The following is a 26,513-nucleotide window of genomic DNA, read 5'->3' as shown; positions in this document are numbered from 1 at the left end:
TTGTTTCAGTTCGAGGTTCCCTGCCGCCCCATCCGCGCGTCAGTACGCTACGCGGATGGGGGTCAAGGGGAGATCAAGCGAAGGTGAAAAAAGCGTCAATTCAGGTCGGGCGCTTGCCGAGCACGACCTCGAAGCGGCAGCCATTGGGCTCGACGGCGGTGAGGGCGATGCTCCAGCCCTGGTTGTCGCAGATCCGCTGCACCAGCGAGAGGCCGAGCCCCAGCCCATCGCCCCGCTTGGCGCCGCCGCGGACGAAGGGCTGGAACATCGCCTCGCGGTCTTCCTCGGGGATGCCGACGCCGGTGTCCTGCACCACGAAGGCGGCACCGGAGAGCTCAAGGCGGATGCTGCCGCTGTCGGTGTAGTGCAGCGCGTTGCGCAGCAGGTTGCCCATGACCGAGCGCAGGAAGGCGGCGTTGTAGCGCACCTCGCTGGCCGCCTCGCCGGGCAGGTAGGTGAAGGCCAGGCCCTTGTCCTCGATGGCGGGCCGCCACAGGGCATCCAGCTCATCGGCCACTTCCCTCAGGCTGGCCTGGGGCCCGAGGTTGACCTCCTCCTGGCGCGCGCGGGCGAGCATCAGGAAGGTCTGCACCAGGTCGCGCATCTCCTCGCTGGCACGGGCGATACGCTCCACCTGGGCCTGGGCACGACCGTCGAGGCTGCGGTTCTCCTCCAGCAACTCGCAGGAGGAGGCCATCACCATCAGCGGGGTACGCAGTTCGTGGCTGACGTCGCTGGTGAATAGGCGCTCGCGGGTCAGCACCTGGTGCAGACGGCCCAGGGTGTCGTCGAACGCCTGGGCGAGTTGACCCACCTCGTCGGTGGCGTAGTCCGGCGCCAGTGGCGGCGCGAGCCCGAGCAACTGGTCGCGGTGGCGGACCTGGCGGGCCAGGCGCACCACGGGTTCGATGACCTTGCGCGCCAGCAGCCAGCCGAGCACGGCGGAGAGCAGCACGCTGAGCACGAAGCCTACCAGCACCACGCCGTAGAGCACGCGCTCGCGGTCTTCGAAGTCGCTCTGGTCCTGCAGCAGCATGTAGCGGCGCCCGTGCACATCCCGCACCAGGGCGTGGTAGGACAGCGCCCCCTCGAAGATCTCGTGGAAACCCTCGCTCAGCTCGCGGTAGGACTCGGGCATGGAGTAGCGGTTGTGGCCGCCATCATCCATGTAGAAACGGGTGTCGCTGTCCAGGATCGGCGGGCGCCCCTGGTAGATGTTCTGCTCCAGCACGCGATCCAGTTCGTTGCTCAGGTCGCGGGAGATCAGCTGCTCCTCGATCACGTGCACCACTTCGATGATGCCCAGGGAGAAGGTGCCGCCCACCAGCACGGTCATCAGGGTGAAGGCGATGACGATGCGGCGGGCGAGACTCTGCCTAAACTCCATCGATCGACTCCGAGAGCCGGTAGCCAAGGCCGTGCAGGGTGTGCAGCAGGGGCTTGCCGAAGGGCTTGTCGATCACCTGGCGCAGTTGGTGGATGTGGCTGCGCAGGGCATCGCTGTCGGGGCAGTCGTCGCCCCACAGGGCCTCTTCCAGCACTTCGCGGCGCACCAGGTGCGGGCTCTTCTGCATCAGCACCGCCAGCAGCTTGAGGCCGATGGGGTTGAGCTTGAGCGGCTTGCCACCCCGGCTGACCTCCAGGGTGTCGAGGTCGTAGTGCAGGTCGCCCACCTGCAGGGCACGCTTGCCGCCGCCCCGGCTGCGCCGCAGGACGGCCTCGATGCGGGCCGCCAGCTCGGACAGGGCGAAGGGCTTGACCAGGTAGTCGTCGGCACCGGAGCGGAAGCCCTGCAGGCGGTCGTCCAGGGCATCGCGGGCGGTGAGCATGATCACCGGGGTGTCCAGGCGGGCCTCTTCCCGCAGGCGCTGGCACAGGCTGTTGCCGTCCAGGCCGGGGAGCATCACGTCCAGCACGATCAGGTCGAAATGCCCGTTGGCCGCCAGGTGCAGGCCGGACAAGCCATCCTGGGCGCAGTCCACCGTGTAGCCCTTGAGCTCCAGGTAATCGGCCATGTTGGCCAGGATGTCCTTGTTGTCTTCTACCAGCAGGATGCGCATCGCCCCCTCCTCGAACAGGTTGCCCTCACGTCGCGGCGCCGGCCTTTGACCACGGCCGGGACGCAGGTTCCGGGAATGGCGCTCATTCTGGCGAGAGCGGCCTGGGTTGGGAAGCGCAGAGCCATATGCAGGGCATACCGGTCGCTGCAAGGGCCTGCCCCCCAAAAAGAAAAGCCCCGCACAAGGCGGGGCTTTTCGATCAGCGTGAGCTGGGGTGGCTTACATCATGCCGCCCATGCCGCCCATGCCGCCCATGTCGGGCATGGCCGGAGCCGGCTTGTCTTCCGGCAGGTCAGCCACGATGGCTTCGGTGGTGATCATCAGGCCGGCGATGGAGGCAGCAGCCTGCAGCGCGGTACGGGTGACCTTGGCCGGGTCGATGATGCCGAACTCGATCATGTCGCCGTACTGGCCGGTGGCAGCGTCGTAGCCGTAGTTGCCGGAACCCTGCTTGACCTTGTCCAGAACCACGGAAGCCTCGTCACCGGCGTTGGTGACGATCTGGCGCAGCGGAGCCTCGACAGCGCGACGCAGGATGTTGATACCTGCGGTCTGCTCTTCGTTGGCACCGGTCAGGTCCTTGATGGAGGACAGGGCACGAACCAGTGCCACGCCACCGCCAGGAACCACGCCTTCTTCCACTGCAGCACGGGTGGCGTGCAGGGCGTCTTCGACGCGGGCCTTCTTCTCTTTCATCTCGACTTCGGTAGCCGCACCGACCTTGATCACGGCAACACCGCCGGCCAGCTTGGCCAGACGCTCTTGCAGCTTCTCCTTGTCGTAGTCGGAGGAGGTTTCCTCGACTTGCTTGCGGATCTGGGCAACGCGGGCTTCGATGTCAGCCTGGGCGCCAGCGCCGTCGATGATGGTGGTGTTTTCCTTGCTCAGGACGACGCGCTTGGCGTTGCCCAGGTGCTCCAGGGTGGCGCTTTCCAGGGACAGGCCGACTTCTTCGGAGATGACGGTACCGCCGGTCAGGATGGCGATGTCCTGCAGCATGGCCTTGCGGCGGTCGCCGAAGCCCGGGGCCTTGACGGCAGCAACCTTGACGATGCCGCGCATGTTGTTGACGACCAGGGTAGCCAGGGCTTCGCCTTCGACGTCTTCAGCCACGATCAGCAGCGGGCGGCCGGACTTGGCAACGGCTTCCAGAACCGGCAGCAGTTCGCGGATGTTGGAGATCTTCTTGTCGACCAGCAGCAGCAGCGGGCCGTCGAGCTCGGCCACCATGGTGTCCGGCTTGTTGATGAAGTAGGGGGACAGGTAGCCACGGTCGAACTGCATGCCTTCCACGACGGACAGTTCGTTTTCCAGGCCCGAGCCTTCTTCAACGGTGATCACGCCTTCCTTGCCTACTTTCTCCATGGCTTCGGCAATGATGTTGCCGATGGAGTCGTCGGAGTTGGCGGAGATGGTGCCGACCTGGGCGATGGCCTTGGTGTCGGTGCACGGCTTGGACAGGTTCTTCAGCTCGGCAACGATGGCGGTGGTGGCCTTGTCGATGCCGCGCTTCAGGTCCATCGGGTTCAGGCCGGCAGCGACGGCTTTCAGGCCTTCGGTGACGATGGCCTGGGCCAGAACGGTGGCGGTGGTGGTGCCGTCACCGGCAGCGTCGTTGGCCTTGGAAGCCACGTCTTTCACCAGCTGGGCGCCGATGTTCTCGATGCGGTCCTTCAGCTCGATTTCCTTGGCGACGGAAACACCGTCCTTGGTGATCAGCGGAGCACCGAAGCTGCGCTCCAGAACCACGTTGCGGCCTTTCGGGCCGAGGGTGGCTTTAACGGCATCAGCCAGGGTGTTAACGCCTACGAGCAGTTTCTTGCGAGCGGCATCGCCGAATTTGACGTCTTTAGCAGCCATGTTGTCTTCCTCGAATCTCTAAGTGGGAAAGGGGTCGGGTTCAGGCTTCGATGACAGCGAGGATTTCGTTCTCGCCCATGACCAGCAGGTCTTCACCGTCGACTTTCACGGTGTTGCTGCCGGAGTAGGGGCCGAACACAACCTGGTCACCGACCTTCACAGCCAGGGGACGGACTTCGCCGTTGTCCAGCACGCGACCGGTACCGACAGCAACCACTTCGCCGCGGTTCGGCTTCTCGGCAGCCGAGCCCGGCAGCACGATGCCGCCAGCGGTCTTGGTTTCTTCTTCGCTGCGACGGATCACGACGCGGTCATGCAGGGGACGAAGCTTCATGGTCTAACTCTCCCAATCAGTGTTTTCCGGCGCCGGTGAAAATCACCGGCGGGTTAGCAAAAGCCGGCGGTGCCGGCAGCAGCGTGCCAGGCACGCTGCGGAAGTCTGAACTGCCCCTGGGGGCAGTAACCTTGCGGTGTCGGATAGATAGGGTCGCCTGGCGGCATTTCAAGGGGCACCCGAAAAAAATTCCTCGGGCCGCCCGATAACGGGGCGGAATCAGTCGTCGCGACGCTCGTATTCGCCTTCGATGACGTTACGGCGCGGCTGATTGCGCGCCAGCGGGTCGTCGGAGAAGGCCCGCTGGCGTTCGGCTTGTCGAGCGGCACGCTGCAGGACACGACGGATGATCAGGCGACGTGTGAAGGGAATGATGCAGACAAGCCCGAAGAGGTCGCTGATGAAGCCGGGGAGCAGCAGCAGGCCGCCGCCGACCGCGATCATCAAACCCTCGAGCATCTCCTGCTCAGGCAGTTCGCCCCGGGCCAGCCGCTCACGGGCGCGCCAGGCGGTGGCGACGCCGGCGATGCGCAGCATGAAGCTGCCCAGCAAGGCGGTGGCCACCAGCAGCAGCAGGGTCGGGAAGACGCCGATGACGCTGCCGACCTTGATCAGGACGGCCAGCTCGATGAGCGGGAACAGCAGGAAGAGGAACGCAAAGACACGCATGAAAGTTTCCTTCGCGGAAGAACGGCTTCCGGTAAGACAGCTACATGAAGCCGGCCTCCGGCGAATTCAAGCGTCGGGCGCCTCGGCATCCGGCCAGCGGTCGGCCCGGGCCAGCGCCACCAGGGCCTGACGGACTGCACCCGGTGTGTTGCAGGATGTTGGGAAGGGCAGCCAGTGAATGCTCTGACCCAGCCGGACATGGAAGCCTTCGCTGTCGATGCCCACCAGTTCGGCCGCCGGATCGGCCGGCAGGCCGCGCAGGGCCAGGTAGTGGTCGATGGCGCTGCGATGGTCGGCGTTCATGTGCTCCACCATCCCGGTCTCGCTTTCCCCGGCGAAGGGGTTGGCCAGGGCCACCTCGTCGATCCAGTGGATGGCGCCGAAGCCGCCGATGAAACGGGCACGCACCGGCTCCAGTACCCAGAAATCGAAATCATGGGTCAGGTGGTAGTCACGGGATTGGGGGAAGTAGCGGTAGTAGCGCGCACCGGCGGCGGCGATGGCCTCGGGCTCCGTCAACTGGCGCGCCTCGGCCAGCAGGGTCAAGCGGCCGACAGCCTGGATGTCATCGGCGCCGCGCTCACCCACCAGCAGCGAACACTTCGGGTCCTTCTGCAGGTTGTGGGTGTGCTGGGCGATGCGGCTGATGAGGATGAGCGGCCGGCCCTCGGCGTCCAGGCAATAGGGGGCCACCGATCCGAAGGGGTAGCCGGGCATGGCCTTGGACTGGGTCGAGAGCACGCCCCGGTATTCCTTGAGCAGCAATTCTCGGGCATTCTTTGCGGCTTTCACGCTCACCTTCTGACTCCTCGCAGAGAATCCGTCGTAAACGGACGGGCGCTCAGGATAACGGTTCCGGGCTGCCAGCGGGGCACAGCGATCCATAATTCCCAGTTCGAGGGGCTACACCATGCAGCTGAAAGACAAGGTCATCATCATCACCGGCGGCGGCCAGGGCCTGGGCCGGGCCATGGGCGAATACCTGGCGGCCAAGGGCGCACGCCTGGCGCTGGTCGACCTCAACCAGGAGCGCCTGGACGAGGCCGTGGCGGCCTGCAAGGCAGCCGGTGGCGACGCCCGCGCCTACCTGTGCAACGTGGCCAACGAAGAGCAGGTGACCCACCTGGTCAGCCAGGTGGCGGATGACTTCGGCGCAATCAACGGCCTGGTGAACAACGCCGGCATCCTGCGCGACGGCCTGACCATCAAGGTCAAGGACGGCGAGCTGACCAAGATGAGCCTGGCCCAGTGGCAGGCGGTGATCGACGTGAACCTGACCGGCGTGTTCCTCTGCACCCGCGAAGTGGCCGCCAAGATGATCGAGCTGAAGAACGAAGGCGCCATCGTCAACATTTCCTCCATCTCCCGCGCCGGCAACATGGGCCAGGCCAACTACTCCGCGGCCAAGGCCGGTGTGGCAGCCGATACCGTGGTGTGGGCCAAGGAACTGGCACGCTACGGCATCCGCGTCGGTGCCGTGGCCCCCGGCTTCATCGAGACCGAGATGGTCGCCAGCATGAAGCCCGAGGCCCTGGAGAAGATGACCGCCGGCATTCCGCTCAAGCGCCTGGGCAAGCCGATGGAGATCGCCCACTCGGTGGCCTACATCCTGGAGAACGACTACTTCACCGGCCGCGTGCTGGAACTGGACGGTGGCCTGCGCCTGTAAGGCACGCCCCGCTCCACGAAAAAGCCCCGCCGAAGCGGGGCTTTTTCATGCCGGTCGGCGTTACCAGCCGATACCGAAGCCAACGGTGTAGCGGGTGCGGTCGGTGTCCCCTTCGGCACCGCTGACCAGGTCGCGCTCGGCCTTCATGTTGAGCGACGCCCAGTCGGTGACCTTGTAGCGCAGGCCCACCTCGGCATCCAGGGAGTAATCGGCGGCGTTGCCCAGCGGGCGGCCCACTTCGCCGGTGGTGAAGAACTCGACGGTCTTGCCCACCAGGTAGCGGTTGTAGTCCCACTTCACGCCGAGGGCATAGAAGTTGTCCTTCTCGCCGGTGTCGTACTGGTAGTCGGTGCGGTTGATCAGGGAGGCCAGGGAGAAGGCGCCCAGCTCGTCGTCCCAGAACTGGTAACCGGGGCCGGTACCCACGGTGCGCTGGCGACGCAGTTCCTCGATCTTGTCGCGCTTGTAGCCGGCGCGGCCCTGCCAGAAGAACTTGTCGGTGATGAAGCGGTCGAGGGCGTACTCCAGCTCCCAGTTCTCGGTGGTCTTCACCTCGTTCTGGAATTCGCGGTTGTACTCGCCGTTGGCGTTGTGCCGCCAGCGACCATGACGGGCCTTGGTCTTGAAGTCGACGTCGTAGTCGTCGGTGTCCTTCTCGGCGCGCTTGTAGTCGAGCGAGACGTCGACGTTGCCGGTCCAGGTCAGGTCCTCGACGAAGGGCTTGGGCTTCATGATCTGCTCGATGCTGGCCAGCTCGACGGTCTTGGGCGCCTCGCCGTTGGCCAGGATCACCTTGCCCGGCTCGGCCGGCATCAGGGTCTTGGCGCGCTCGCCGGTGAGGTCGTCCTGCTTGACCATCAGCTCCTGGTCGCTCTGCAGGGTGGCGACCTTGGACCAGTCCAGCGGGATGGAACCGCCGTAGTCCGTCTGCAACATCAGTTTGCCGCCGTCGAAGACGCGGATCTTGCCGGTCAGGCGGTCACCGTTCTTCATCCAGACGGTGTCGGCGAAGGTGGAGGTCGAAGCGGCAGCAAGGGCCAGGCAAAGGAGTTTTCTGGACAACATGGCGGATACGCAGGCTCAGGACTTTGCGGAAAAACCGGGCATTATCCGCAAGCCCGGCGGCTGAGCAAGGACTGACCGACGTATCGTCGCCAAGTTCCCGTCGCCGCCTCCCACATTGCCCCTCCCCTGGCGCCGCCCTATGCTGGCCGCCACCGCCCGCCGGAACCCGCCATGCCCCCGTCAACGCCCCCTGCCCAGGACGATTTGCGGCTCTCCAGCCCGGAAGCCCGTCGCGAAGCCCTCTACCTCACGCTGGCCCAGGTTCCGCCCGGCAAGGTGGTCAGCTATGGGCAACTGGGCGAAATGGCCGGACTGGGCCGCGCGGCGCGCTGGGTGGGCCGTACCCTCGGCCAGTTGCCGGAGGGCACCCGCCTGCCCTGGCACCGCGTGATCGCGGCGGGCGGACGGCTCAGCCTGCCCGCCGGAACCGTCTCCGGTGACGAACAACGGGCACGTTTGCGGGCCGAAGGGGTCTTCATCCACAACGAACGGGTGGACATGCGTCGGCACGGCTGGCTTCCCATGCCACCCAAGGGTTAGAGTGCGCGCTTTGTTGCGGTCCCCAGGCGCGCACGCCGTCAAGGACCGCCCCGTGCCCTCTGGATCTCACGCCTGATGTCCCACCGAACCTGGCGCGCCGCCCTGGCCGCCTATGCCAGCCCGGCCACCCTGGCCCTGCTCCTGCTGGGCTTTGCGGCAGGCTTGCCGTACATGCTGGTGTTCTCCACCCTCTCCGTCTGGTTGCGCGAGGCCGGCGTCGCCCGCGAGACCATCGGCTTCGCCAGCCTCATTGGCCTGGCCTACGCCTTCAAATGGATCTGGTCGCCGCTGCTGGACCAGTTCCGCCTGCCGCTGCTGGGCCGCCTCGGCCGGCGCCGTTCCTGGCTGGTGCTATCCCAGGCGCTGGTTGCACTCGGCCTGATCGGCATGGCCCTCGCCGACCCCAAGGCACACCTGACCTGGCTGATCGGCCTCGCGGTGGTGGTGGCCTTCGCCTCGGCCACCCAGGACATCGCGGTGGATGCCTACCGCCTGGAAATCGCCGATGACAGCCGCCAGGCCGCCCTGGCCGCCAGCTACATGCTGGGCTACCGGGTCTCGGCCCTGCTCGCCACGGCGGGCGCCCTGTATTTCGCCGAGGGGTTCGGTTCCACCGCCGGTGCCTATGAATACGGCGCCTGGGCCAGCACCTACCTGGTGTTCGCGCTGCTGATGCTGCCGGGGCTGATCACCAGCCTGTGGATGCGAGAACCCCACATCGACGCCCAGGTGCAGACCAGCACCTCGCGCTTCCGCCTCAAGGACCAGCTCGCCTCGGTGCTGATCCTGCTGGTGATGCTGATTTCCCTGCCGGCGATGATCACCGGCATGCTCGACCGCGCCTGGCCACGGGCCCTGCTCTACTTCCTGTTCCTGGTGGCGTGCCTGTCGCCCTGGGGGCGCCGCCAGATCGCCCCGGTGCGCGACCTGCTCAGCCAGCAACGCCGGCAACTGCTGGCGGCAGCGCGGGGCAAGGTGATTCCCAACTTCGATTTCGTGCACCAGGCCGTATCGATGATCGTGCTGATCGTGATCCTGGTGACCACGGCGGCAGCCATCAAGGCCTACGCCTCGGGCGCCTGGCCCCGGGGCACGCTGTTCGTGCTGATCACCCTGGCCTGCTTCTCCGCACCGGGGCGCCTGCTGATGGCGCCGGTGGTGACCCCCATCAGCGAGTTCGTCCAGCGCTACCGCTGGCAGGCCCTGCTGCTGCTGGGGCTGATCGCCACCTACCGGATGTCGGACACGGTGATGGGGGTGATGGCCAACGTCTTCTACATCGACCAGGGCTTCACCAAGGACCAGATCGCCAGCGTCAGCAAGGTCTTCGGCCTGGTGATGACGCTGCTGGGCGCCGGCGCCGGCGGGGTGCTGATCGTGCGCTTCGGCATCCTGCCCATCCTGTTCATCGGCGGTGCCGCGTCGGCGGCCACCAACCTGATGTTCGTGGTGCTCAGCGACATGGGCGCGCATTTGCAGATGCTGATCCTCACCATCTCCTGCGACAACTTCAGCGCCGGGCTCGCCACCTCGGCCTTCGTGGCCTACCTGTCGAGCCTGACCAACCTGAAGTTCTCGGCGACCCAGTACGCGCTGCTCAGTTCGCTGATGATGCTGCTGCCGCGCCTGATCGGCGGCTATTCCGGGGTGATGGTGGAGAGCCTGGGCTATCACCAGTTCTTCCAGCTGACCGCCATCCTCGGCATCCCGACCCTGGTGCTGATCGCCATCCAGTGGAGCCGCGAGTCGCGTAAATCGGTGCAGCCCGCCGAACCCAAGGCCGAGGAGCCGGCACGGCCCCCATCCTCCGAACGCCCATGAAAAAGGCCGGCATCACGCCGGCCTTTTTCATCATCCGGGCCTAGCCCGGCTGGACCTGCACCAGCCTGGGCGGCTGGGCCAGTTCCACGCCAGCCGCGCGCAAGCGGTCACGCACCTGCTCGTTGAGCATGAAGATCACCGCACCGTAGTCGCCTGCAGCCGTCCACAGACGCAGGGACAGGTTGATGGACGTATCCGTCAGCGCAGCCACCACCACCACGGGTGCCGGGTCAGGCAACACACGGGGATCGTTCGCCAGGGCCAGCAGGGCCTCGCGCGCCTTGGCCAGGTCGCTGGCGTAGTCGACCTTCACCTCGTACATCACCTGCCGGGTGGGCTGACTGGAGGTGTTGGTGATGATGCCGTTGGACAGCGCGCCGTTGGGCACGATCACCGTGCGGTTGTCGCCGGTGCGCAGCACGGTGTGGAAGATCTGGATGCTGTCGACGGTCCCGGAGATGCCCTGGGCCTCGATGAAGTCGCCCACCTTGAACGGCCGGAAGAACAGGATCAGCACCCCGCCGGCGAAGTTCGCCAGGCTGCCCTGCAGCGCCAGGCCGATGGCCAGGCCGGCGGCGCCGATGGCGGCGATGAAGGAGGTGGTCTCGATGCCGATCATCGAGGCGACGCTGACCAGCAGCAGCACCTTGAGGGCGATGTTGGCCAGGTTGGAAATGAAGCGGTGCAGGGTCAGGTCGACCCGGCGCATCGACAGCAGGGCGCTGACCCGGTTGGTGAGCAGGTTGATCAGCCACCAGCCGACCAGCAGCGTCACCAGGGCGAGGGTGACCTTGCCGCTGTATTCGAGAATGACGGGGAGCCAGGCTTCGGACTGCCTGACCAGGTTGTCGAGGTTCATGTCCATGCGGACCTCCTTCTATCGACTCGAGAAAACCGCAGCCGCCCTGGCAAGCAGGGCGGCAAGCGGGCCTATGTGCGACGCGGGGAGACCGCGAAGGTTCAACCGGGTCAGTCGCGGAAGTTGGTGTACTGCAGCGGCATGCCGAGGGATTCGCCACGCAGCAGGGCGATGGCTTCCTGCAGGTCGTCGCGCTTCTTGCCGGTGACACGCACCTGCTCGCCCTGGATGGCGGCCTGGACCTTGAGCTTCTTGTCCTTGATCAGGGCGACGATCTTCTTCGCCAGCTCCTTGTCGATGCCCTCGCGGAAGTTCACTTCCTGCTTGACCACCTTGCCGGACGGGTACGGGTCCTTGAGCTCCATGCACTGGATGTCGAGTTTCCGCTTGATCAGGCAGCTACGCAGGATGTCCAGCACCTGCTCCAGCATGAAATCGGCCTCGGCAGTAATGGTGACGGACTTGTCCTTGCACTCCACGCTGCACTTGCCGCGCAGGTCGAAGCGGCGCTCCAGCTCCTTGGTGGCGTTGTCGAGGGCGTTGGTGAGTTCGTGCTTGTCCAGCTCGGACACCACGTCGAACGATGGCATGGGTTTCCTCCAGATAGACGGCGCGACCCACATCACGTAAGGGATGCGCCTGGCTTGACGGGTGAGAATGGGCGCCCATTATAACGATCAGGATTCCCTTTTTTGCGGGAATGCGTGGCAGCGACACATTCAGCGCTAACCGTCAGCATGAAAACCTGCTGAAATAGGCACTGATATCACCAAGCCATCAACTTCCCCTCTTCTGCCTTTCTTGCGAGCCTGCCATGCCCAACCCTCACCTCAGCATCCTGGTGGTGGATGACGCCAAGTTCTCCAGTGCGATGATCGGCCGGGCGCTGAGCCAGGCCGGCTATCAGGACGTCCGCTTCGCCAACAGTGCGGGCGAGGCCCTGCGCCTGCTGGAAGAGCGACCGGCGAACGTGCTGCTGGCGGACTGGCTGATGCCCGAGATCGACGGCCTGGAACTCACCGCGCGGGTGCGCCAGCTCGACGAGATGATCGACCACTACACCTACGTCATCCTGCTGACCGGCAAGGAAGGCGAGAACGTGCTGGGCGAGGCCTTCGACCGCGGCGTGGACGACTTCATCAGCAAGTCCTCGATGAACGAACAACTGGTGCCGCGCGTCTACGCCGCCGACCGCCTGTGCAACACCCTGCAGCGCCTGCTCCACGAGAACCGGCTGATGACCCAGAACATCGCCAGCCTGGAGCAGCGCAACCTGGTGGACTCCCTCACCGGCCTCGGCAACCCCCGCTACCTGCGCCAGAAGCTGGCCGACAGCCTGCGCCAGGTGGAGTCCCGTGGCGGCGCCCTGTGCTACCTGCTGATCGGCCTGCAGGATGCGCCGCAGCTGCGCAACCAGTACGGCCCGGCGTTCTACAACGAACTTCTGCAGGGCGTTTCCCGCCGTCTGCAGCAACTGGTCCGCCCGCTGGACGTGCTGACCCGGCTGGACGACAACCATTTCGGCCTGATCACCCTGCTGGGTGACCTGCACGAGTGCTCCCCCAGCAGCTTCAAGCGCCTGCATGAAAGCCTGAACCTCAAGGCCTTCAAGACCAGCGAAGGCTTCATCACCCTCAAGGCCGGCATCAGCCTGGTGGGCCTGGATGCCAAGGCCCTGCCTGTGGAGGTCGAGGCCCTGCTCGAACGGGCCGAGCGTCTCCTGCCGGACTCCTACGCCAGCGGCCGGGTCAGCGCGGTACGCCTGCCCAGCGCATGACCTGGCACATCCTCGGCAGCGGCAGCCTCGGCACACTGTGGGCCTGCCGCCTCGCCCAGGCGGGCCTGGACGTGCGCCTGCTGCTGCGTGACGAAGCCCGCCTGGCCGCCTACCACCAGGCGGGCGGGCTGACCCTGGTGACCCAAAGCCAGCCCCGGACCTGCGCCCTGCCAGCCGAACTCGCCAGCGCCCCCGACCCGATCCAGCGCCTGCTCGTCGCCTGCAAGGCCTATGACGCCGAAGCCGCCGTGGCCAGCGTCCGCGCACGGCTGGCTCCCGGTGCCGAGGTGGTGCTGCTGCAGAACGGCCTCGGTAGCCAGCAGGCCGTGGCGGACAGCCTGCCCCAGGCCCGCTGCATCCTCGCCTCCAGCACCGAAGGTGCCTTCCGCGAGGCGGACTTCCGCGTGGTGTTCGCCGGGCAGGGCTTCACCTGGCTGGGCGACCCACTCGCCTCCGCCCCGCCGGCCTGGCTGGGCGAACTGGAGACAGCCGGCATCCCCCACGGCTGGACCGCCGACATCGAAACCCGGCTCTGGCGCAAGCTGGCGCTCAACTGCGCGATCAACCCGCTGACGGTGCTGCACCATTGCCGCAACGGCGAACTGGCCGCCCAGCCGGAGGCGGTCAACGGCCTGTGCGACGAGCTCGCCCGGCTGCTCCAGGCCTGCGGCCAGACCGACGCCGCGCGCGATCTGCACCAGGAGGTGTGGCGAGTGATCGACGCCACCGCCGCCAACTACTCCTCCATGTACCAGGACGTGGCGCGCGGCCAACGCACCGAGATCCGCTACCTGATCGGCCACGCCAGTGCCGAGGCACGGCGCCTGGGCGTGTCGCTGCCACGCCTGGAACAGCTGCTGGACGCCCTGCGCCAGCACCTGGCCGCCCACGGATTGCCCCAGGACTGAGCCCCGCGCTAACCTGCCGCCTTCCCCGCGCCCTGCCTGGACCCTGCCCGTGAACAGCCTGCGCCAACGCCTCGAGAACCTGTCCGTCGGCCGCAAACTGCTGGCCGCCCTGCTGGTCCTGCTGGCCACCGTGCTGCTGATCGCCAACCTGGCCTTCATCAGCGCAGCCTACTGGATCTCCCAGGAGAGCATGGCGCCCCAGGCCCTGCAGACCCTCGGCCGCCTCATCGCCACCCCACAACTGGCTGGCGAAGCCTTGTCCTCGGCGAAAGCTGCCGAGCATCTGCTTATCCAGCTGGAGGGCTACGGACCGCTGCGCGCCGCCGCGATCTACGACAGCCAGGGCCAGCGCCTGGCCGAACGGATCAGCGGCAGCGGCCTGAAGCTCCCGCAGCACGCCGACGCCCTGAAGCGCTGGCGCCTGCATGAATTCCGTACTACACAGGTGGTGGAGCTGCCGCAACCGGCAGGTCCACCGGGCCACCTGCTGCTGGTGGCCTCCAGCGAACTACCCGGCGCCTTCTACACCGGCACCCTCAGCGCCAGCCTGGCGATCCTCGCCTGCAGCGTCCTGATGTGGATGCTGGTGGCCCGCCAGATCCGCCGCCTGATCACCCGGCCGATCCACGAACTGGAAGAACTGTCGCGCCAGGTGACCCGGGAGGAGAACTACTCCCTGCGTGCCGAGCGCGGCCACCGCGACGAGATCGGCAGCCTGGCCGACGCCTTCAACACCATGCTCAGCCGCATGGAAGCCCGCGAACAGCAGCTCAAGCGCGCGCGGGACGAGTCCCAGGCAGCCTTCAACCAGGCCCAGGCCCTGGCCGAGGAGACACGCCACTCCAACCGCAAGCTGGAGCTGGAAGTGCAGGTGCGCAGCAAGATCGAAAAGAAGCTGACGGGGTTCCAGAACTACCTCAACAGCATCATCGACTCGATGCCGTCGGCGCTGATCGCCCTCGACGAGCAGCTCTACGTCACCCAATGGAACCAGGAAGCCACCGCCCTCTCCGGCACACCGCTGGACGACGCGCTCAACCAGCCGGTGTTCCTCGCCTTCCCCTCGCTCAAGCCCTTCCTGCCGCAGATCAAGCGCACCGCCGAGTATCACCGGGTGGAGAAGGTCGAGCGGGTCAGTTGGCTGATGGGGGAAGAAGTGCACCACTACGCCCTGACCTTCTACCCGCTGATGGGCGGCACCGGGCGTGGCGTGGTGATCCGCATCGACGACATCACTCAGCGCCTGTCCATGGAGGAGCTGATGGTGCAGTCGGAGAAGATGCTCTCCGTCGGCGGCCTGGCGGCCGGCATGGCCCACGAGATCAACAACCCCCTCGGCGCCATCCTGCACAACGTGCAGAACATCCGCCGCCGCCTCTCCCCCGAGCTGGAGAAGAACCGCGAGCAGGCCGAGGCCACCGGCATACGCCTGGAGGCCGTCAACCAGTATCTGGAAGCACGCGAGGTGCCCAAGCTGCTGGACGGCATCCACCAGGCCGGCAGCCGAGCGGCCAAGATCGTCACCCACATGCTGGCGTTCAGTCGCCGCAGCAACCGCCAGATGGAGCCCTGCCAGCTGCCCCAGTTGCTGGATCAGGCCGTGGAGATCGCCAGCAACGACTTCGACCTCACCGAGGGCTTCGACTTCAAGGGCATGCGCATCACCCGCGAGTTCGACCCGAAGCTGGGCCCGGTGCCCGGCACGGCCAACGAACTGGAGCAGGTGCTGCTCAACCTGCTGAAGAACGCCGCCCAGGCCATCCACCAGCGCGAGGACGAGCAGGAAGGCCATATCGCCCTGCGCACCCGCCTGGCGCCGCCCTGGGCGGAAATCCAGGTGGAGGACAACGGCGTGGGCATCCCCGAGAACGTGCGCAAGCGCATCTTCGAACCCTTCTTCACCACCAAGGAGGTGGGCCAGGGCACCGGGCTCGGGCTCTCCGTCTCCTACTTCATCATCACCAACAACCACAAAGGCCAGATGGAAGTGCAGTCCAAGCCCGGACAGGGCACCTGCTTCACCCTGCGCCTGCCGTTGAATGCCAGCGCCCCAGGAGCCTGACATGGGAAACCGCCTTTCGAAGATCTACACCCGCACCGGCGACCAGGGGCAGACCGGCCTCTCCGGCAACCGCCGCGTCTCCAAGAACCACCCCCGCATCGAAGCCATCGGCGAGGTGGACAGCCTCAACAGCCAGATCGGGCTGCTGCTGGCCGAGATGGCCGAGCGCCAGGCCGACTGGCCCGGACTGGCCGAGGTGATCGAGGTGCTCGCGCCCTGCCAGCACCGCCTGTTCGACCTGGGTGGTGAACTCTCGATGCCCGAGTACCAGTCGCTGCGTGCCAACGAAGTGGAGCGGCTGGAAGTGGCCATCGACCGCTGGAACGAGGAGTTGGGCCCCCTGGAGAACTTCATCCTGCCCGGCGGCTCGCGCCTGGTGGCCCAGGCCCACGTCTGCCGCTCCGCCGCCCGCACTGCCGAACGCCGGGCCCAGGCCCTCAACGCCGAGGAGCCCCTGCGGGGGGAATTGCTCGCCTACCTCAACCGCCTCTCCGACCTGCTCTTCGTCGCCGCCCGCCTGATCGCCCGGCGACAGGGGATCGGCGAAGTGCTGTGGCAGGCAGCGGCAAAGGCCTGAAACCACGGCTTCGCGAGCAGAGCTCGCTCCTACGCAGTAGAACGAACCTTGCCGCCAGGAGAGGGAATTCGATGTGCAGCGTTATCAAAGCAGCGCCCTGCGTCGTGGACGCGTGTCCGAAACGGGCCGGATCTACCCGCTGACGACAGTCACTCACGATCGACAGCCGCTTTTCGACAATATCTACGCCGGGCGAAAGGTAGTCGAGCAACTGCGCGAAACTCAGTCCAGCGGACTGGCTCAGACGCTTTGCTGGGTACTGATGCCGGATCACCTGCACTGGCTGGTGCAACTGGAGCGCGACTCGCTGGTAAGTCTAATGCGACGTTTCAAGTCCCGAAGTGCCAAGGCAGTCAATCAATACCTTGGAACGCACGGGCGGGTTTGGCAGAAGGGTTATCACGACCGTGCGCTGCGCAAAGAAGAAGATTTGATCGGTCTGGCCCGCTACGTCGTGGCCAACCCATTACGGGCTGGCCTGGTCAGCCGGCTTGCCGATTACCCGCTCTGGGACGCCATCTGGCTCAAAGCCCCGTAGGAGCGAGCTCTGCTCGCGAACCCGCGATCAATCGGCAGACACGGTCATGCCATCCATGGGTGGGCGCAAAGAATGGCACCCACCCTCCCCCTCTTCAGCCTTGGCCGGGCCAGAAGGCACGGATGCCCGCCACGCCCTGGGCGCCGGCTTTCCATGCCCGCTCACGGTCGTCGGGACCGACGCCGCCGAGCAGGTACACCGGCTTGTTGAAGCGGCGGATCATCGATTGCGCGGCCTCCCAGCCCAGGGGCTGCGCATCCGGGTGGGTCTGGGTGGGCTGTACGGGCGACAGGGTGACGAAGTCCACCCCCATCCGGGTCGCCAGCTCCAGTTCCTCTTCGCTGTGGCAGGACGCGGCCAGCCAGCGCGCTTCGGGGAACGGGCGCCCCTTGGCGGCGTACTTGCGCAGTTGTTCAGCGGTCAGGTGCCAACCCGCCGCCGGGAAGTCACCGAGCCACTCCAGCGGCCCCTTGAGCATCAACTGGGCCTTGCGCGCGCAGAGCCCCTGGATGTCCACCGCCAGGTCGCGGTACTGCGGGTCGAACATGTTCGGCGCACGCAGCTGGATGAGCTGAACGCCCTCGGCGACTGCGCGCCGCACGCCTGCCAGCAACTCTGCCGGCTCCAGACCATCCGGGGTGATCAGGTAGCGGTCCGGCAGCCGTGCGGCAGCGATGATCGGCTGGTTGGCGGCGGGAAAGCCGTAGTCGGGCAGGTCGCGGGACTCCACCCAGGCCAGGGGCTGGCCTTCGGCGCCATGGGGCTCGCCGGAGAAGGCCGTGACCTCCCAGACATCCAGCAGCACCTGCTTGTCCGGGTAGTCGTGGTGGATCTGGATCAGCGGGCGGGCGGCTTCGACACGGATGCCCAGCTCTTCCTCCAGCTCACGTGCCAGAGCGGCCTCCATGGCCTCCCCGTCTTCGACCTTGCCGCCGGGGAACTCCCACAGGCCGCCCTGGTGCTTCTCCTCCGGGCGCTTGGCAATCAGCACCCGGCCATCGGCGCCACGGATCACGGCTGCCGCTACGTGTACTCGCTTCATTCACTGCTCTCCGCTTCCTCCAGGGCCGCCTGGTACCAACGCTGGAAGGCAGGCCACTGGTAGAGGGTTTCGACATAGGCGGCGGCCTCGTCCGGCAGCGCCACCGCATAACTGCGCAACCGGCTCGCCACCGGTGCGAAAAAGGCGTCCGCCAGGCTCGGCTGGCCGAACAGGTAGGGCCCGCCCTGGCCGAAGCGGCGACGGCACTCTGCCCACAACGCCACGACCCGCTGGATGTCCGCCTCTACTTCCGCCGGCACCGTGTCCAGGGCCTGGCGACGCGCCATGTCCATCGGCATGTGGCTGCGCAGGGCCATGAAGCCGCTGTGCATCTCGGCGCATACCGAACGGGCAAGGGCTCGCGCGGCTACATCGCGGGGCCAGAGGCCCGCCTCGGGGAAACGCTCGGCGAGGTATTCGCCGATGGACAGGGAGTCCCAGATGGCGCCATGGGCCTCGGTCAGCAGGACCGGCACCTTGCCCGTGGGGGAGTGGGTCAGCAGGCGCTGGCGGCTGTCGGGCTGGAAGAGGGGGATGAGGGTCTCGTCATAGGCGGCGCCGGTCAGCTCGATGGCGAGCCAGGCGCGAAGGGACCACGACGAATAGTTCTTGTTGCCGATCACCAGGTTCAGGGGCATGACGTTCTCCTCAGGGGCTGCTCCAGGGGCCGAACACGCACCCTAGAGGGGCCGCCGAGGCCTGGCAATTCCCATCGCTCATGGGGGCATGAGCGATGGGAATGCCGGGCTGTCAGGTACGGTATTCGGCGTTGATCTTCACGTACTCGTGGGACAGGTCGGTGGTCCAGATGATCTCGTTGCAGTTGCCACGGCCCAGCTCGATGCGGATACCGATTTCCTCGCGGGCCATCACCTCGGCGCCCAGGGCTTCGGTGTAGGTCGACGCGCGGCCGCCTTTGCTGGCGATGCAGACGTCACCGAGGAACACGTCGATCTTGCTCACGTCCAGGTTCGGCACGCCGGCGCGGCCGACCGCAGCGAGGATGCGGCCCCAGTTGGGGTCGGAGGCGAACAGTGCGGTCTTGATCAGCGGGGAATGGGCCACGGCGTAGGCCACGTCCAGGCACTCCTGGTGGGTGCCACCGCCGTTGACCTGCACGGTGACGAACTTGGTGGCGCCTTCGCCGTCGCGGACGATGGCCTGGGCCACTTCCATGCACACTTCGAACACCGCCTGCTTCAGGGCGGCGAACAGCTCGCCGGAAGCCTGGGTGATCTCCGGCAGCGCGGCGCGGCCGGTGGCGACCAGCATGCAGCAGTCGTTGGTGGAGGTGTCACCGTCGATGGTGATGCGGTTGAAGGACTTGTTGGCGGCATCGCGCAGCAGGTCCTGCAGCACGCCCTGGGCGACCTTCGCGTCGGTGGCGATGTAGCCGAGCATGGTGGCCATGTTGGGCTTGATCATCCCGGCGCCCTTGCTGATGCCGGTGACGGTGACGGTGACGCCGTCGTGCACGAACTGGCGGCTGGCGCCCTTGGGCAGGGTGTCGGTGGTCATGATGCCGGTGGCAGCCGCCGCCCAGTTGTTCTCGGAGAGGTCCGCCAGGGCATCGCCCAGTACAGCTTCGATCTTCTCGACCGGCAGTGGCTCGCCGATCACGCCGGTGGAGAACGGCAGCACGGCGCTTTCATCCACGCCGGCCAGGTCGGCGAGGCGGGCGCAGGTGCGCGCTGCTGCGGCCAGGCCGGGCTCACCGGTGCCGGCGTTGGCGTTGCCGGTGTTGGTGAGCAGGTAGCGCACCGGACCGAGAACGCGTTTGCGGGCCAGGATCACCGGCGCGGCGCAGAAAGCATTGAGGGTGAACACACCAGCGACAGTGGAGCCTTCCGCGCATCGCATCACCACCACATCCTTTCGCCCGGGTCGCTTGATGCCGGCAGAGGCGATGCCGAGTTCGAAACCGGGAACCGGGTGGAGGGTGGGCAGAGGGCCGAGACCAACAGCCATGGAAGCGCTCCTTGTCGTGAGGTGGACAGGCGGCGGGGTGCCGCTGTTCAGGGGGTCAGTGTGAAAACGCCGCGAGCGGCTCAAGCCGGTCGCGGCGCTGTCGTCATGCCGGGCAGGTCAGCTGATCTGGCCGTGGCAGTGCTTGTACTTCTTGCCGGAACCGCAGGGGCAGGGCTCGTTGCGGCCGATCTTGGGCTCGGCGCGAACCGGAGCCACGGCGGCAGCGGTGGCGACATCGCCCTCCTCCATCGCCTCTTCGGGCTCGTCGAGACCCGGGGCTTCGGCATGCTGGAACTGCATGCGCTTGGCCAGTTCCTCGGCCTCGCGGCGCAGGCGGGCTTCTTCTTCGGCCGGGTCTTCGCGGCGGACCTGGACGTGGGAGAGGACGCGGATGGTGTCGCGGCGGATGGAGTCCATCAGCTCCTGGAACAGGGCAAAGGACTCGCGCTTGTATTCCTGCTTCGGGTTCTTCTGGGCATAGCCGCGCAGGTGGATGCCGTGGCGCAGGTGATCCATGGTGGACAGGTGGTCCTTCCACAGGTCGTCCAGCACGCGCAGCAGCATCTGCTTCTCGAAGGAGCGCAGGGCCTCGGCGCCGGCCAGTTCTTCCTTCTCGTTGTAGGCGGCCACCAGTTGCTCGAGGATCTTCTCGCGCAGGGTGTCTTCGAACAGCTTGTCGTCTTCGTCGAGCCACTGCTGGACCGGCAGCTTGATGCCGAAGTCGCTGTAGAGCGCCGCTTCCAGACCGGCCACGTCCCACTGTTCCGGCAACGATTGCGGCGGGATGTGGGCGTCGATGGTGCGGCCCAGCACGTCCTGGCGGAACTCGGCGATGGTGTCGCCGATGTCCTCGGCCGCCAGCAGGCTGTTGCGCATGTGGTAGATCACCTTGCGCTGCTCGTTGGCCACGTCGTCGTATTCGAGCAGTTGCTTGCGGATGTCGAAGTTGCGGCCTTCGACCTTGCGCTGCGCCTTCTCGATGGCGTTGGTCACCATGCGGTGTTCGATGGCCTCGCCCTGTTGCATGCCCAGCGCCTTCATGAAGTTCTTCACCCGGTCGGAGGCGAAGATGCGCATCAGGTTGTCTTCCAGGGACAGGTAGAAACGGCTGGAACCCGGGTCACCCTGGCGACCGGCACGGCCACGCAGCTGGTTGTCGATACGGCGGGATTCGTGGCGCTCGGAGGCGATCACGTGGAGGCCGCCGGCCTCGATCACTTGCTGGTGGCGCTTCTGCCACTCGGCCTTGATCTGGGCGACCTGCTCTTCGGTGGGGTTCTCCAGGGCGGCGACTTCGACCTCCCAGTTACCGCCCAGCAGGATGTCGGTACCACGACCGGCCATGTTGGTGGCGATGGTGACGGCGCCGGGGCGGCCGGCCTGGGCGATGATCTCGGCCTCACGCTCGTGGTACTTGGCGTTCAGCACCTTGTGCTCGATGCCGGCCTTGGTCAGCAGCTGGGAGACGTACTCGGAGCTGTCGATGGAGGCGGTACCCACCAGGATCGGCCGGCCGGTGGCCTGGCATTCCTTGATGTCGGTGATGATGGCGGCGTACTTCTCTTCCTGGGTCAGGTAGACCAGGTCGTTGAAGTCCTTGCGGGCGATCGGGCGGTGGGTGGGGATGACCACCACTTCGAGGCCGTAGATGCTGTGGAACTCGAACGCCTCGGTGTCGGCCGTACCGGTCATGCCGGCCAGCTTGTTGTAGAGGCGGAAGTAGTTCTGGAAGGTGGTGGAGGCCAGGGTCTGGCTCTCGGCCTGGATCTGCAGGTTTTCCTTCGCCTCGATGGCCTGGTGCAGGCCCTCGGACAGGCGACGGCCGGGCATGGTACGGCCGGTGTGCTCGTCGATCAGCAGGATCTGGCCGTCCTGGACGATGTACTCGACGTTGCGGTGGAACAGGGTGTGGGCGCGCAGGCCGGCATAGACGTGGGTCAGCAGGCCCAGGTTGTGCGCGGAGTAGAGGCTCTCGCCCTCGGCCAGCAGGCCGGCCTGGGTGAGCAGCTCCTCGATGTACTGGTGGCCCTGTTCGTTGAGTTCGACCTGGCGGGTCTTCTCGTCGACGGTGTAGTGACCTTCCTGGACGACGTTGCCTTCTTCGGGCTCGACGTGCTTCTTCAGGCGCGGGATCAGGGTGTTGATCTGCTGGTACAGGCGGGAGCTGTCCTCGGCCTGGCCGGAGATGATCAGCGGGGTACGCGCTTCGTCGATGAGGATAGAGTCCACTTCGTCGATCACGGCGAAGTTCAGTTCGCGCTGGAACTTGTCTTCCAGGCTGAACGCCATGTTGTCGCGCAGGTAGTCGAAGCCGAATTCGTTGTTGGTGCCGTAGGTGATGTCGGCGGCGTAGGCGGCGCGCTTCTCTTCCGGCGGCTGGAAGGGCATCACGATGCCGACGGTGAGGCCGAGGAATTCATACAGCGGGCGCATCCAGTTGGCATCGCGGCGAGCGAGGTAGTCGTTCACCGTCACCACGTGCACGCCCTTGCAGGACATGGCGTTGAGGTAGACCGGCAGTGTGCCCACCAGGGTCTTGCCCTCGCCGGTACGCATCTCGGCGATCTTGCCTTCGTGGAGGGTCATGCCGCCGATGAGCTGGACGTCGAAGTGGCGCATGCCCATCACACGCTTGCCCGCTTCACGAACGACAGCAAATGCTTCGGGAAGGATCTGGTCCAGGGTTTCGCCCTTGGCCACCCGGGCCTTGAACTCTTCGGTCTTGGCTCTGAGCTGCTCGTCGCTCAGCGCGACCATCTGCTCTTCCAGGGCGTTGATTGCCTGGACAGCCCTGGTCATGCGCTTCACTTCGCGCTCGTTCTTGCTTCCAAAGAGTTTCTTCAACAAAGGCGCAAACATATCGAAAGGATCTTCCACATATATGGATGGGGGGCGCTCCCGAAGTCGCCCTTGCAGCCTTCATGGCTGCATGCGAAGGGGGCATTCTACTCGGATTCGTTCTGGAGAAAAGCGGCGTTATTCCGCGTCGGTGGAACGCGCTATATAGAGGGTCGGATTGACGACTTCGCCATCCCGGGTGACCTCGAAATGCACGTGTGCGCCGGTGGATCGGCCACTGCTGCCGACCTTGGCGATGGCCTGTCCACGCTGCACCAGATCCCCCACCTCGACGAGGTTGCGCTGGTTGTGCGCGTAGAGGGTCCGGTACCCGTCGGCATGGCTGATCTCGACCAGGTTGCCGTAGCCGCTCTTGCGGCCTGACCAGGTCACCACACCGGCGCCGACTGCCAGCACATCGCTGCCGGCCTTGGCGGCGAAGTCGACACCCTTGTGGTGGCTGAGCCGACCCGTCAGCGGGTCGCTGCGTACACCGAATGGGGAGGACACGTAGCCTTGGCGGACCGGGCGGCCAGCCGGGCTGGTGGCGTCGTTGAGGCGGCGCTCACCCAGCAGCTGCTCAAGCACCTCCAACTGCTGCTCGCGGCTGTGCAGCCGCTCACCGAGCTGGTCGAGCACCTCCATGAACGGCGGCTGGTAGGCCGGTGCGTCGAGCGCATCCTCCGGCCCGCCCTGCCCTACCCCCAGGGAAAAGTCGAACTCACTGGCATCCAGTTCGGCCAACTCGGCGACGCGCTCACCCAGGGCGTCGAGCCGGGTGAGGCGGGCCTGGAGTTCGGCGATGTGGGCGGCGAAGGCATCCAACTGTCGCTGGGCATCCTCGCGGGCCTGGGTCATCTCGCTGCGCTGGGCATTGAGCGCATCGGCCAGGCGAGGATCAGCGGATACCGACTCGCTCGCGTTCATCCACGAGCCCAGGGCAACGCCGGTGCCAAGCACCAGCCCGAGACTCAGCAGGCCACCCAACAGCAGCCAGCGAACGTCCAGGCTGAGCGACCGCGCCGCACCGCGGTCGCGGCTCAGAAAAATGATGTGCATGACTTCCCCATGTGATCCGGCGGGTCGCTGGTGCAGCCTTCTGCTACCATGCCCGCTCTGTATTCTTCAGGCGTCCTGCCATGTCTTTTCGTCCCTTGCCGGCCCGTTCCCCCGTCGCCTTGCTGAAGGAGGAGAAGCCCCTGAGGGCCCTGTTCGACCAGGCCCAGCGCATCGACCATCTACAACGCGTTCTGGAAGGCCAGCTGCAACCGGCGGCCCGCGAGCACTGTCGGGTGGCATCGTGGCGGGACGGCTGCCTGCTGCTGATCATCAGCGACGGTCACTGGGCGACTCGCCTGCGTTATCAGCAGCGGCGCCTGCAACGTCAGCTGCAGGCGCTCGAAGAGTTCGCGAACTTAACGAAAATCATCTTCAAGGTGCAACCTTCCAGAAGCGCTGGGCGCAACCCCTCTCAGGGCGCTGCGCTGTCAGCCTACGCGGCGGAAAGCCTGCAATCCACGGCCGAAGGCATCAGCGACCCGCGACTGCGTGCCGCACTCGAACGCCTGGCCTCCAGAGCTCGCCCAACGGACTGACCCTTTCCTACCCAGGCGACAATAATCCGGAAAAAAAGAGGCCACCCATCGGGTGGCCTCGAAAGAAAGGAAAGGTATTGTTGCTTACACGGCCGCTACCGGGCGCATGTAGGAGATCGGTGCGGTACTGGCATCCTCGAAGGTCACCACTTCCCAGGCATCCTTGTCGGCGATCAATGCGCGCAGCAGGCGATTGTTGAGCGCATGGCCCGACTTGTAGCCACGGAACTCGCCGATCAGGCTGTTGCCGAGCAGGTACAGGTCGCCGATGGCGTCGAGGATCTTGTGCTTGACGAACTCGTCCTCGTAACGGAGGCCGTCTTCGTTCAGCACGCTGTCCTCGTCCACCACGATGGCGTTGTCGACGCTGCCGCCGAGTGCCAGGTTGTGGGACCGCAGGAACTCCAGGTCGCGCACGAAACCGAAGGTACGCGCACGGCTGACTTCCTTGACGAAGGTGGTGCTGGAGAAGTCCACCGACGCTTTCTGGGTGCGACCGTTGACCACAGGGTGGTCGAAGTCGATCTCGAAAGTGACCTTGAAGCCATCGAAGGGAACGAAGGTGGCGCGCTTGTCGCCATCCTGCACACTCACTTCACGCTTGATACGGATGAAACGCTTGGGTGCGTCCTGCTCTTCCAGGCCAGCGGACTGGATCAGGAAGACGAACGGACCGGCGCTGCCATCCATGATCGGCACTTCGGCGGCGGACAGTTCGACGTAGGCGTTGTCGATACCCAGGCCGGCCATGGCCGAGAGCAGGTGTTCAACCGTGCCGACCTTGACGTCGCCGTTGAAAAGATTGGTGGACATGGTCGTCTCGCCAACATTTTCGGCATAAGCGGCAATCTGGACCATCGGGTCCAGGTCGGTACGGCAGAACACGATGCCGGTGTCCACGGGAGCGGGCTTGAGGGTCAGGTAGACCTTTTCCCCGGAGTGCAGCCCGACACCCGTGGCACGGATGACGTTCTTGAGAGTGCGTTGTTTGATCATGGCTGTGGCCGCTTTCGCGCTAGTTGCGAACTGTTTTCAACAATGGCCGGGGATAATAGCAGAACCGGCCTTTGCTGAACACCAATCACAGACATAGCGCTGATTGACTCCATCAATCGGCCTGACGGCGCAGGAACGCGGGGATGTCCAGGTAATCCAGGTCATCCTGCGGGTTCAGCTTCGCCGCGGCTGCGGTGTTGCCATGGGACTGGTTGCGCATCACGGTCGGACGGTCCAGGTCACGGTAGTTGACCGACGGTTGCTCGGCACGCTGGGGAGCAGCCGGGGCAGCCACGGCCGCAGCGGCCTGGACGGTGTTGTCCACAACCTTGACCGGCTTCTCCAGGCGCGCGCCCAGGCCGGTGGCAACCACGGTGACGTGCAGTTCGTCGCGCATGTCCGGATCGATCACGGTGCCCACCTTCACGGTGGCGTTCTCGGAAGCGAACTGCTCGATGATGCTGCCCACGTCGGAGTACTCACCCAGGGACAGGTCCGGACCGGCGGTGATGTTGACCAGGATGCCGCGGGCGCCCTGCAGGTTGACATCATCCAGCAGCGGGTTGCGGATGGCCGCCTCGGTGGCCTCGCGAGCGCGATTCGGACCGCTGGCGCAGCCGGTGCCCATCATCGCCATGCCCATTTCGCTCATGACGGTCTTCACGTCGGCAAAGTCGACGTTGATCATGCCCGGACGCTTGATGATGTCGGAGATGCCGCGCACGGCGCCGGCCAGCACGTCGTCTGCCTTGGAGAAGGCCGACAGCAGGCTCGCATCCTTGCCCAGGATGGTCAGCAGCTTCTCGTTGGGGATAGTGATCAGCGAGTCGACGTTCTCGGCCAGCGCGCGGATGCCTTCATCGGCGATCTGCATGCGCTTGCGACCTTCGAACGGGAACGGACGGGTGACCACGGCCACGGTCAGGATACCCAGGTCCTTGGCCACCTCGGCGATGATCGGCGCTGCACCGGTACCGGTACCGCCACCCATGCCGGTGGTGATGAAGACCATGTCGGTGCCCTGCAGGACTTCGGCGATGCGGTCGCGGTCTTCCAGCGCGGCCTGACGACCGACTTCCGGATTGGCACCCGCACCCAGGCCCTTGGTGACGCCCGGGCCGAGTTGCAGAACGGTGCGCGCACCGATGTTCTTCAGCGCCTGCGCATCGGTGTTGGCGCAGATGAATTCCACGCCTTCGATGTTGGTCTTGGCCATGTGGTTCACGGCGTTGCCACCGCCACCACCGACGCCGATAACCTTGATGACCGCTGTTTGCGGAACGTTATCTACGAGTTCGAACATTTTCCCCTCTCCTTCCTTTCTAGTTGTATCGC

Annotated in this window: 24 protein-coding genes and 1 pseudogene; 9 read left to right on the top strand and 16 right to left on the bottom strand. The window is 65.8% G+C overall.

Features of this window, described 5'->3' with window-relative positions:
- Positions 1-100 precede the first annotated feature (100 nt).
- From PotMrB4_RS06415 to PotMrB4_RS06390, 6 genes are all read right to left on the bottom strand, one after another.
- The gene (locus PotMrB4_RS06415; protein WP_074971582.1) at positions 101-1,387 is read right to left on the bottom strand and encodes a sensor histidine kinase; all 1,287 of its coding nucleotides are present in this window, start codon (positions 1,385-1,387) and stop codon (positions 101-103) included.
- The gene (locus PotMrB4_RS06410; protein WP_044409476.1) at positions 1,377-2,060 is read right to left on the bottom strand and encodes a response regulator transcription factor; all 684 of its coding nucleotides are present in this window, start codon (positions 2,058-2,060) and stop codon (positions 1,377-1,379) included. Before PotMrB4_RS06410 ends, PotMrB4_RS06415 begins: the two co-directional genes overlap by 11 nt.
- A 219-nt stretch (positions 2,061-2,279) precedes the next feature.
- On the bottom strand, positions 2,280-3,920 hold the full coding sequence (gene groL, locus PotMrB4_RS06405) for a chaperonin GroEL (RefSeq protein WP_044409479.1): 1,641 nt from the start codon (positions 3,918-3,920) through the stop codon (positions 2,280-2,282).
- Positions 3,921-3,960: 40 nt separating this feature from the next.
- A complete protein-coding gene (locus PotMrB4_RS06400) occupies positions 3,961-4,254 on the bottom strand; it encodes a co-chaperone GroES (protein ID WP_044409482.1) in 294 nt (97 codons plus the stop codon).
- 219 nt (positions 4,255-4,473) lie between these two features.
- Complete coding sequence (locus PotMrB4_RS06395; RefSeq protein WP_172432810.1) at positions 4,474-4,923, bottom strand: FxsA family protein; 450 nt, start codon at positions 4,921-4,923, stop codon at positions 4,474-4,476.
- Between the two features lie 66 nt (positions 4,924-4,989).
- Positions 4,990-5,721 (bottom strand): HugZ family pyridoxamine 5'-phosphate oxidase, encoded by a 732-nt coding sequence (locus PotMrB4_RS06390; RefSeq protein ID WP_044409488.1) that lies wholly within the window; start codon positions 5,719-5,721, stop codon positions 4,990-4,992.
- A gap of 112 nt (positions 5,722-5,833) precedes the next feature.
- Here PotMrB4_RS06390 and PotMrB4_RS06385 point away from each other — a divergent pair, with 112 nt between their 5' ends.
- On the top strand, positions 5,834-6,592 hold the full coding sequence (locus tag PotMrB4_RS06385; protein ID WP_044409491.1) for an SDR family oxidoreductase: 759 nt from the start codon (positions 5,834-5,836) through the stop codon (positions 6,590-6,592).
- A 60-nt stretch (positions 6,593-6,652) separates the two neighbouring features.
- Here the strand turns inward: PotMrB4_RS06385 and PotMrB4_RS06380 are convergent, their stop codons facing one another.
- On the bottom strand, positions 6,653-7,657 hold the full coding sequence (locus tag PotMrB4_RS06380) for a DUF481 domain-containing protein (protein WP_044409495.1): 1,005 nt from the start codon (positions 7,655-7,657) through the stop codon (positions 6,653-6,655).
- 171 nt (positions 7,658-7,828) lie between these two features.
- Here PotMrB4_RS06380 and PotMrB4_RS06375 point away from each other — a divergent pair, with 171 nt between their 5' ends.
- Both PotMrB4_RS06375 and PotMrB4_RS06370 read left to right on the top strand, forming a co-directional pair.
- Positions 7,829-8,197 (top strand): MGMT family protein, encoded by a 369-nt coding sequence (locus PotMrB4_RS06375; protein ID WP_044409498.1) that lies wholly within the window; start codon positions 7,829-7,831, stop codon positions 8,195-8,197.
- Between the two features lie 75 nt (positions 8,198-8,272).
- The gene (locus PotMrB4_RS06370; RefSeq protein WP_142011821.1) at positions 8,273-10,018 is read left to right on the top strand and encodes an AmpG family muropeptide MFS transporter; all 1,746 of its coding nucleotides are present in this window, start codon (positions 8,273-8,275) and stop codon (positions 10,016-10,018) included.
- Between the two features lie 40 nt (positions 10,019-10,058).
- Here PotMrB4_RS06370 and PotMrB4_RS06365 read toward each other — a convergent pair whose 3' ends face one another.
- Together PotMrB4_RS06365 and PotMrB4_RS06360 are read right to left on the bottom strand one after the other, a co-directional pair.
- A complete protein-coding gene (locus tag PotMrB4_RS06365) occupies positions 10,059-10,883 on the bottom strand; it encodes a mechanosensitive ion channel family protein (RefSeq protein ID WP_142011823.1) in 825 nt (274 codons plus the stop codon).
- Between the two features lie 104 nt (positions 10,884-10,987).
- On the bottom strand, positions 10,988-11,467 hold the full coding sequence (locus tag PotMrB4_RS06360; RefSeq protein ID WP_044409504.1) for a YajQ family cyclic di-GMP-binding protein: 480 nt from the start codon (positions 11,465-11,467) through the stop codon (positions 10,988-10,990).
- A 215-nt stretch (positions 11,468-11,682) separates the two neighbouring features.
- Between PotMrB4_RS06360 and PotMrB4_RS06355 the strand changes: the two are divergent.
- From PotMrB4_RS06355 to PotMrB4_RS06335, 5 genes and pseudogenes are all read left to right on the top strand, one after another.
- Positions 11,683-12,654 (top strand): annotated as a pseudogene (locus tag PotMrB4_RS06355) (response regulator); the annotation flags it as partial.
- Positions 12,651-13,562, top strand: a complete 912-nt coding sequence (locus PotMrB4_RS06350) for a putative 2-dehydropantoate 2-reductase (RefSeq protein WP_172432809.1) — start codon at positions 12,651-12,653, stop codon at positions 13,560-13,562. The pseudogene PotMrB4_RS06355 and the gene PotMrB4_RS06350, both read left to right, overlap by 4 nt.
- Positions 13,563-13,611: 49 nt before the next feature.
- A complete protein-coding gene (locus tag PotMrB4_RS06345; RefSeq protein ID WP_074971587.1) occupies positions 13,612-15,624 on the top strand; it encodes a sensor histidine kinase in 2,013 nt (670 codons plus the stop codon).
- Between the two features lies 1 nt (position 15,625).
- The gene (locus PotMrB4_RS06340) at positions 15,626-16,201 is read left to right on the top strand and encodes a cob(I)yrinic acid a,c-diamide adenosyltransferase (protein ID WP_107331588.1); all 576 of its coding nucleotides are present in this window, start codon (positions 15,626-15,628) and stop codon (positions 16,199-16,201) included.
- A gap of 73 nt (positions 16,202-16,274) precedes the next feature.
- Positions 16,275-16,739 (top strand): REP-associated tyrosine transposase, encoded by a 465-nt coding sequence (locus PotMrB4_RS06335; RefSeq protein ID WP_172432808.1) that lies wholly within the window; start codon positions 16,275-16,277, stop codon positions 16,737-16,739.
- A gap of 94 nt (positions 16,740-16,833) precedes the next feature.
- On the opposite strand, the gene PotMrB4_RS06330 is transcribed toward PotMrB4_RS06335, so the two are convergent.
- The 5 genes from PotMrB4_RS06330 to PotMrB4_RS06310 all read right to left on the bottom strand — a co-directional run bounded on the left by PotMrB4_RS06330 (position 16,834) and on the right by PotMrB4_RS06310 (position 23,646).
- Entirely contained in the window at positions 16,834-17,781 is a 948-nt protein-coding gene (locus PotMrB4_RS06330) for a Nudix family hydrolase (RefSeq protein WP_172432807.1), read from the bottom strand.
- Positions 17,778-18,419, bottom strand: a complete 642-nt coding sequence (locus PotMrB4_RS06325) for a glutathione S-transferase family protein (RefSeq protein ID WP_172432806.1) — start codon at positions 18,417-18,419, stop codon at positions 17,778-17,780. Before PotMrB4_RS06325 ends, PotMrB4_RS06330 begins: the two co-directional genes overlap by 4 nt.
- Positions 18,420-18,531: 112 nt before the next feature.
- Complete coding sequence (argJ, locus tag PotMrB4_RS06320) at positions 18,532-19,749, bottom strand: bifunctional glutamate N-acetyltransferase/amino-acid acetyltransferase ArgJ (protein ID WP_172432805.1); 1,218 nt, start codon at positions 19,747-19,749, stop codon at positions 18,532-18,534.
- Between the two features lie 117 nt (positions 19,750-19,866).
- Positions 19,867-22,608, bottom strand: coding sequence for a preprotein translocase subunit SecA (gene secA / locus PotMrB4_RS06315; RefSeq protein WP_172432804.1), 2,742 nt, complete (start codon positions 22,606-22,608; stop codon positions 19,867-19,869).
- A 117-nt stretch (positions 22,609-22,725) separates the two neighbouring features.
- Positions 22,726-23,646, bottom strand: a complete 921-nt coding sequence (locus tag PotMrB4_RS06310; protein WP_172432803.1) for a M23 family metallopeptidase — start codon at positions 23,644-23,646, stop codon at positions 22,726-22,728.
- 80 nt (positions 23,647-23,726) lie between these two features.
- Between PotMrB4_RS06310 and PotMrB4_RS06305 the strand changes: the two genes are divergently transcribed.
- Positions 23,727-24,182, top strand: coding sequence for a DciA family protein (locus PotMrB4_RS06305; protein WP_044409535.1), 456 nt, complete (start codon positions 23,727-23,729; stop codon positions 24,180-24,182).
- Positions 24,183-24,266: 84 nt separating this feature from the next.
- Here PotMrB4_RS06305 and lpxC read toward each other — a convergent pair whose 3' ends face one another.
- Positions 24,267-25,178: a UDP-3-O-acyl-N-acetylglucosamine deacetylase gene (gene lpxC / locus PotMrB4_RS06300; protein WP_044409538.1), complete on the bottom strand. Its 912-nt coding sequence runs from the start codon at positions 25,176-25,178 to the stop codon at positions 24,267-24,269.
- 112 nt (positions 25,179-25,290) lie between these two features.
- A complete protein-coding gene (gene ftsZ, locus PotMrB4_RS06295) occupies positions 25,291-26,481 on the bottom strand; it encodes a cell division protein FtsZ (protein ID WP_044409541.1) in 1,191 nt (396 codons plus the stop codon).
- Positions 26,482-26,513: the final 32 nt, after the last annotated feature.

It is taken from the genome of Metapseudomonas otitidis (assembly GCF_011397855.1).
In the GTDB taxonomy this organism is placed as follows: domain Bacteria; phylum Pseudomonadota; class Gammaproteobacteria; order Pseudomonadales; family Pseudomonadaceae; genus Metapseudomonas; species Metapseudomonas otitidis.
Note: the sequence above shows the minus strand (reverse complement) of the source record. Positions and strands in the feature narration are given on the sequence as shown.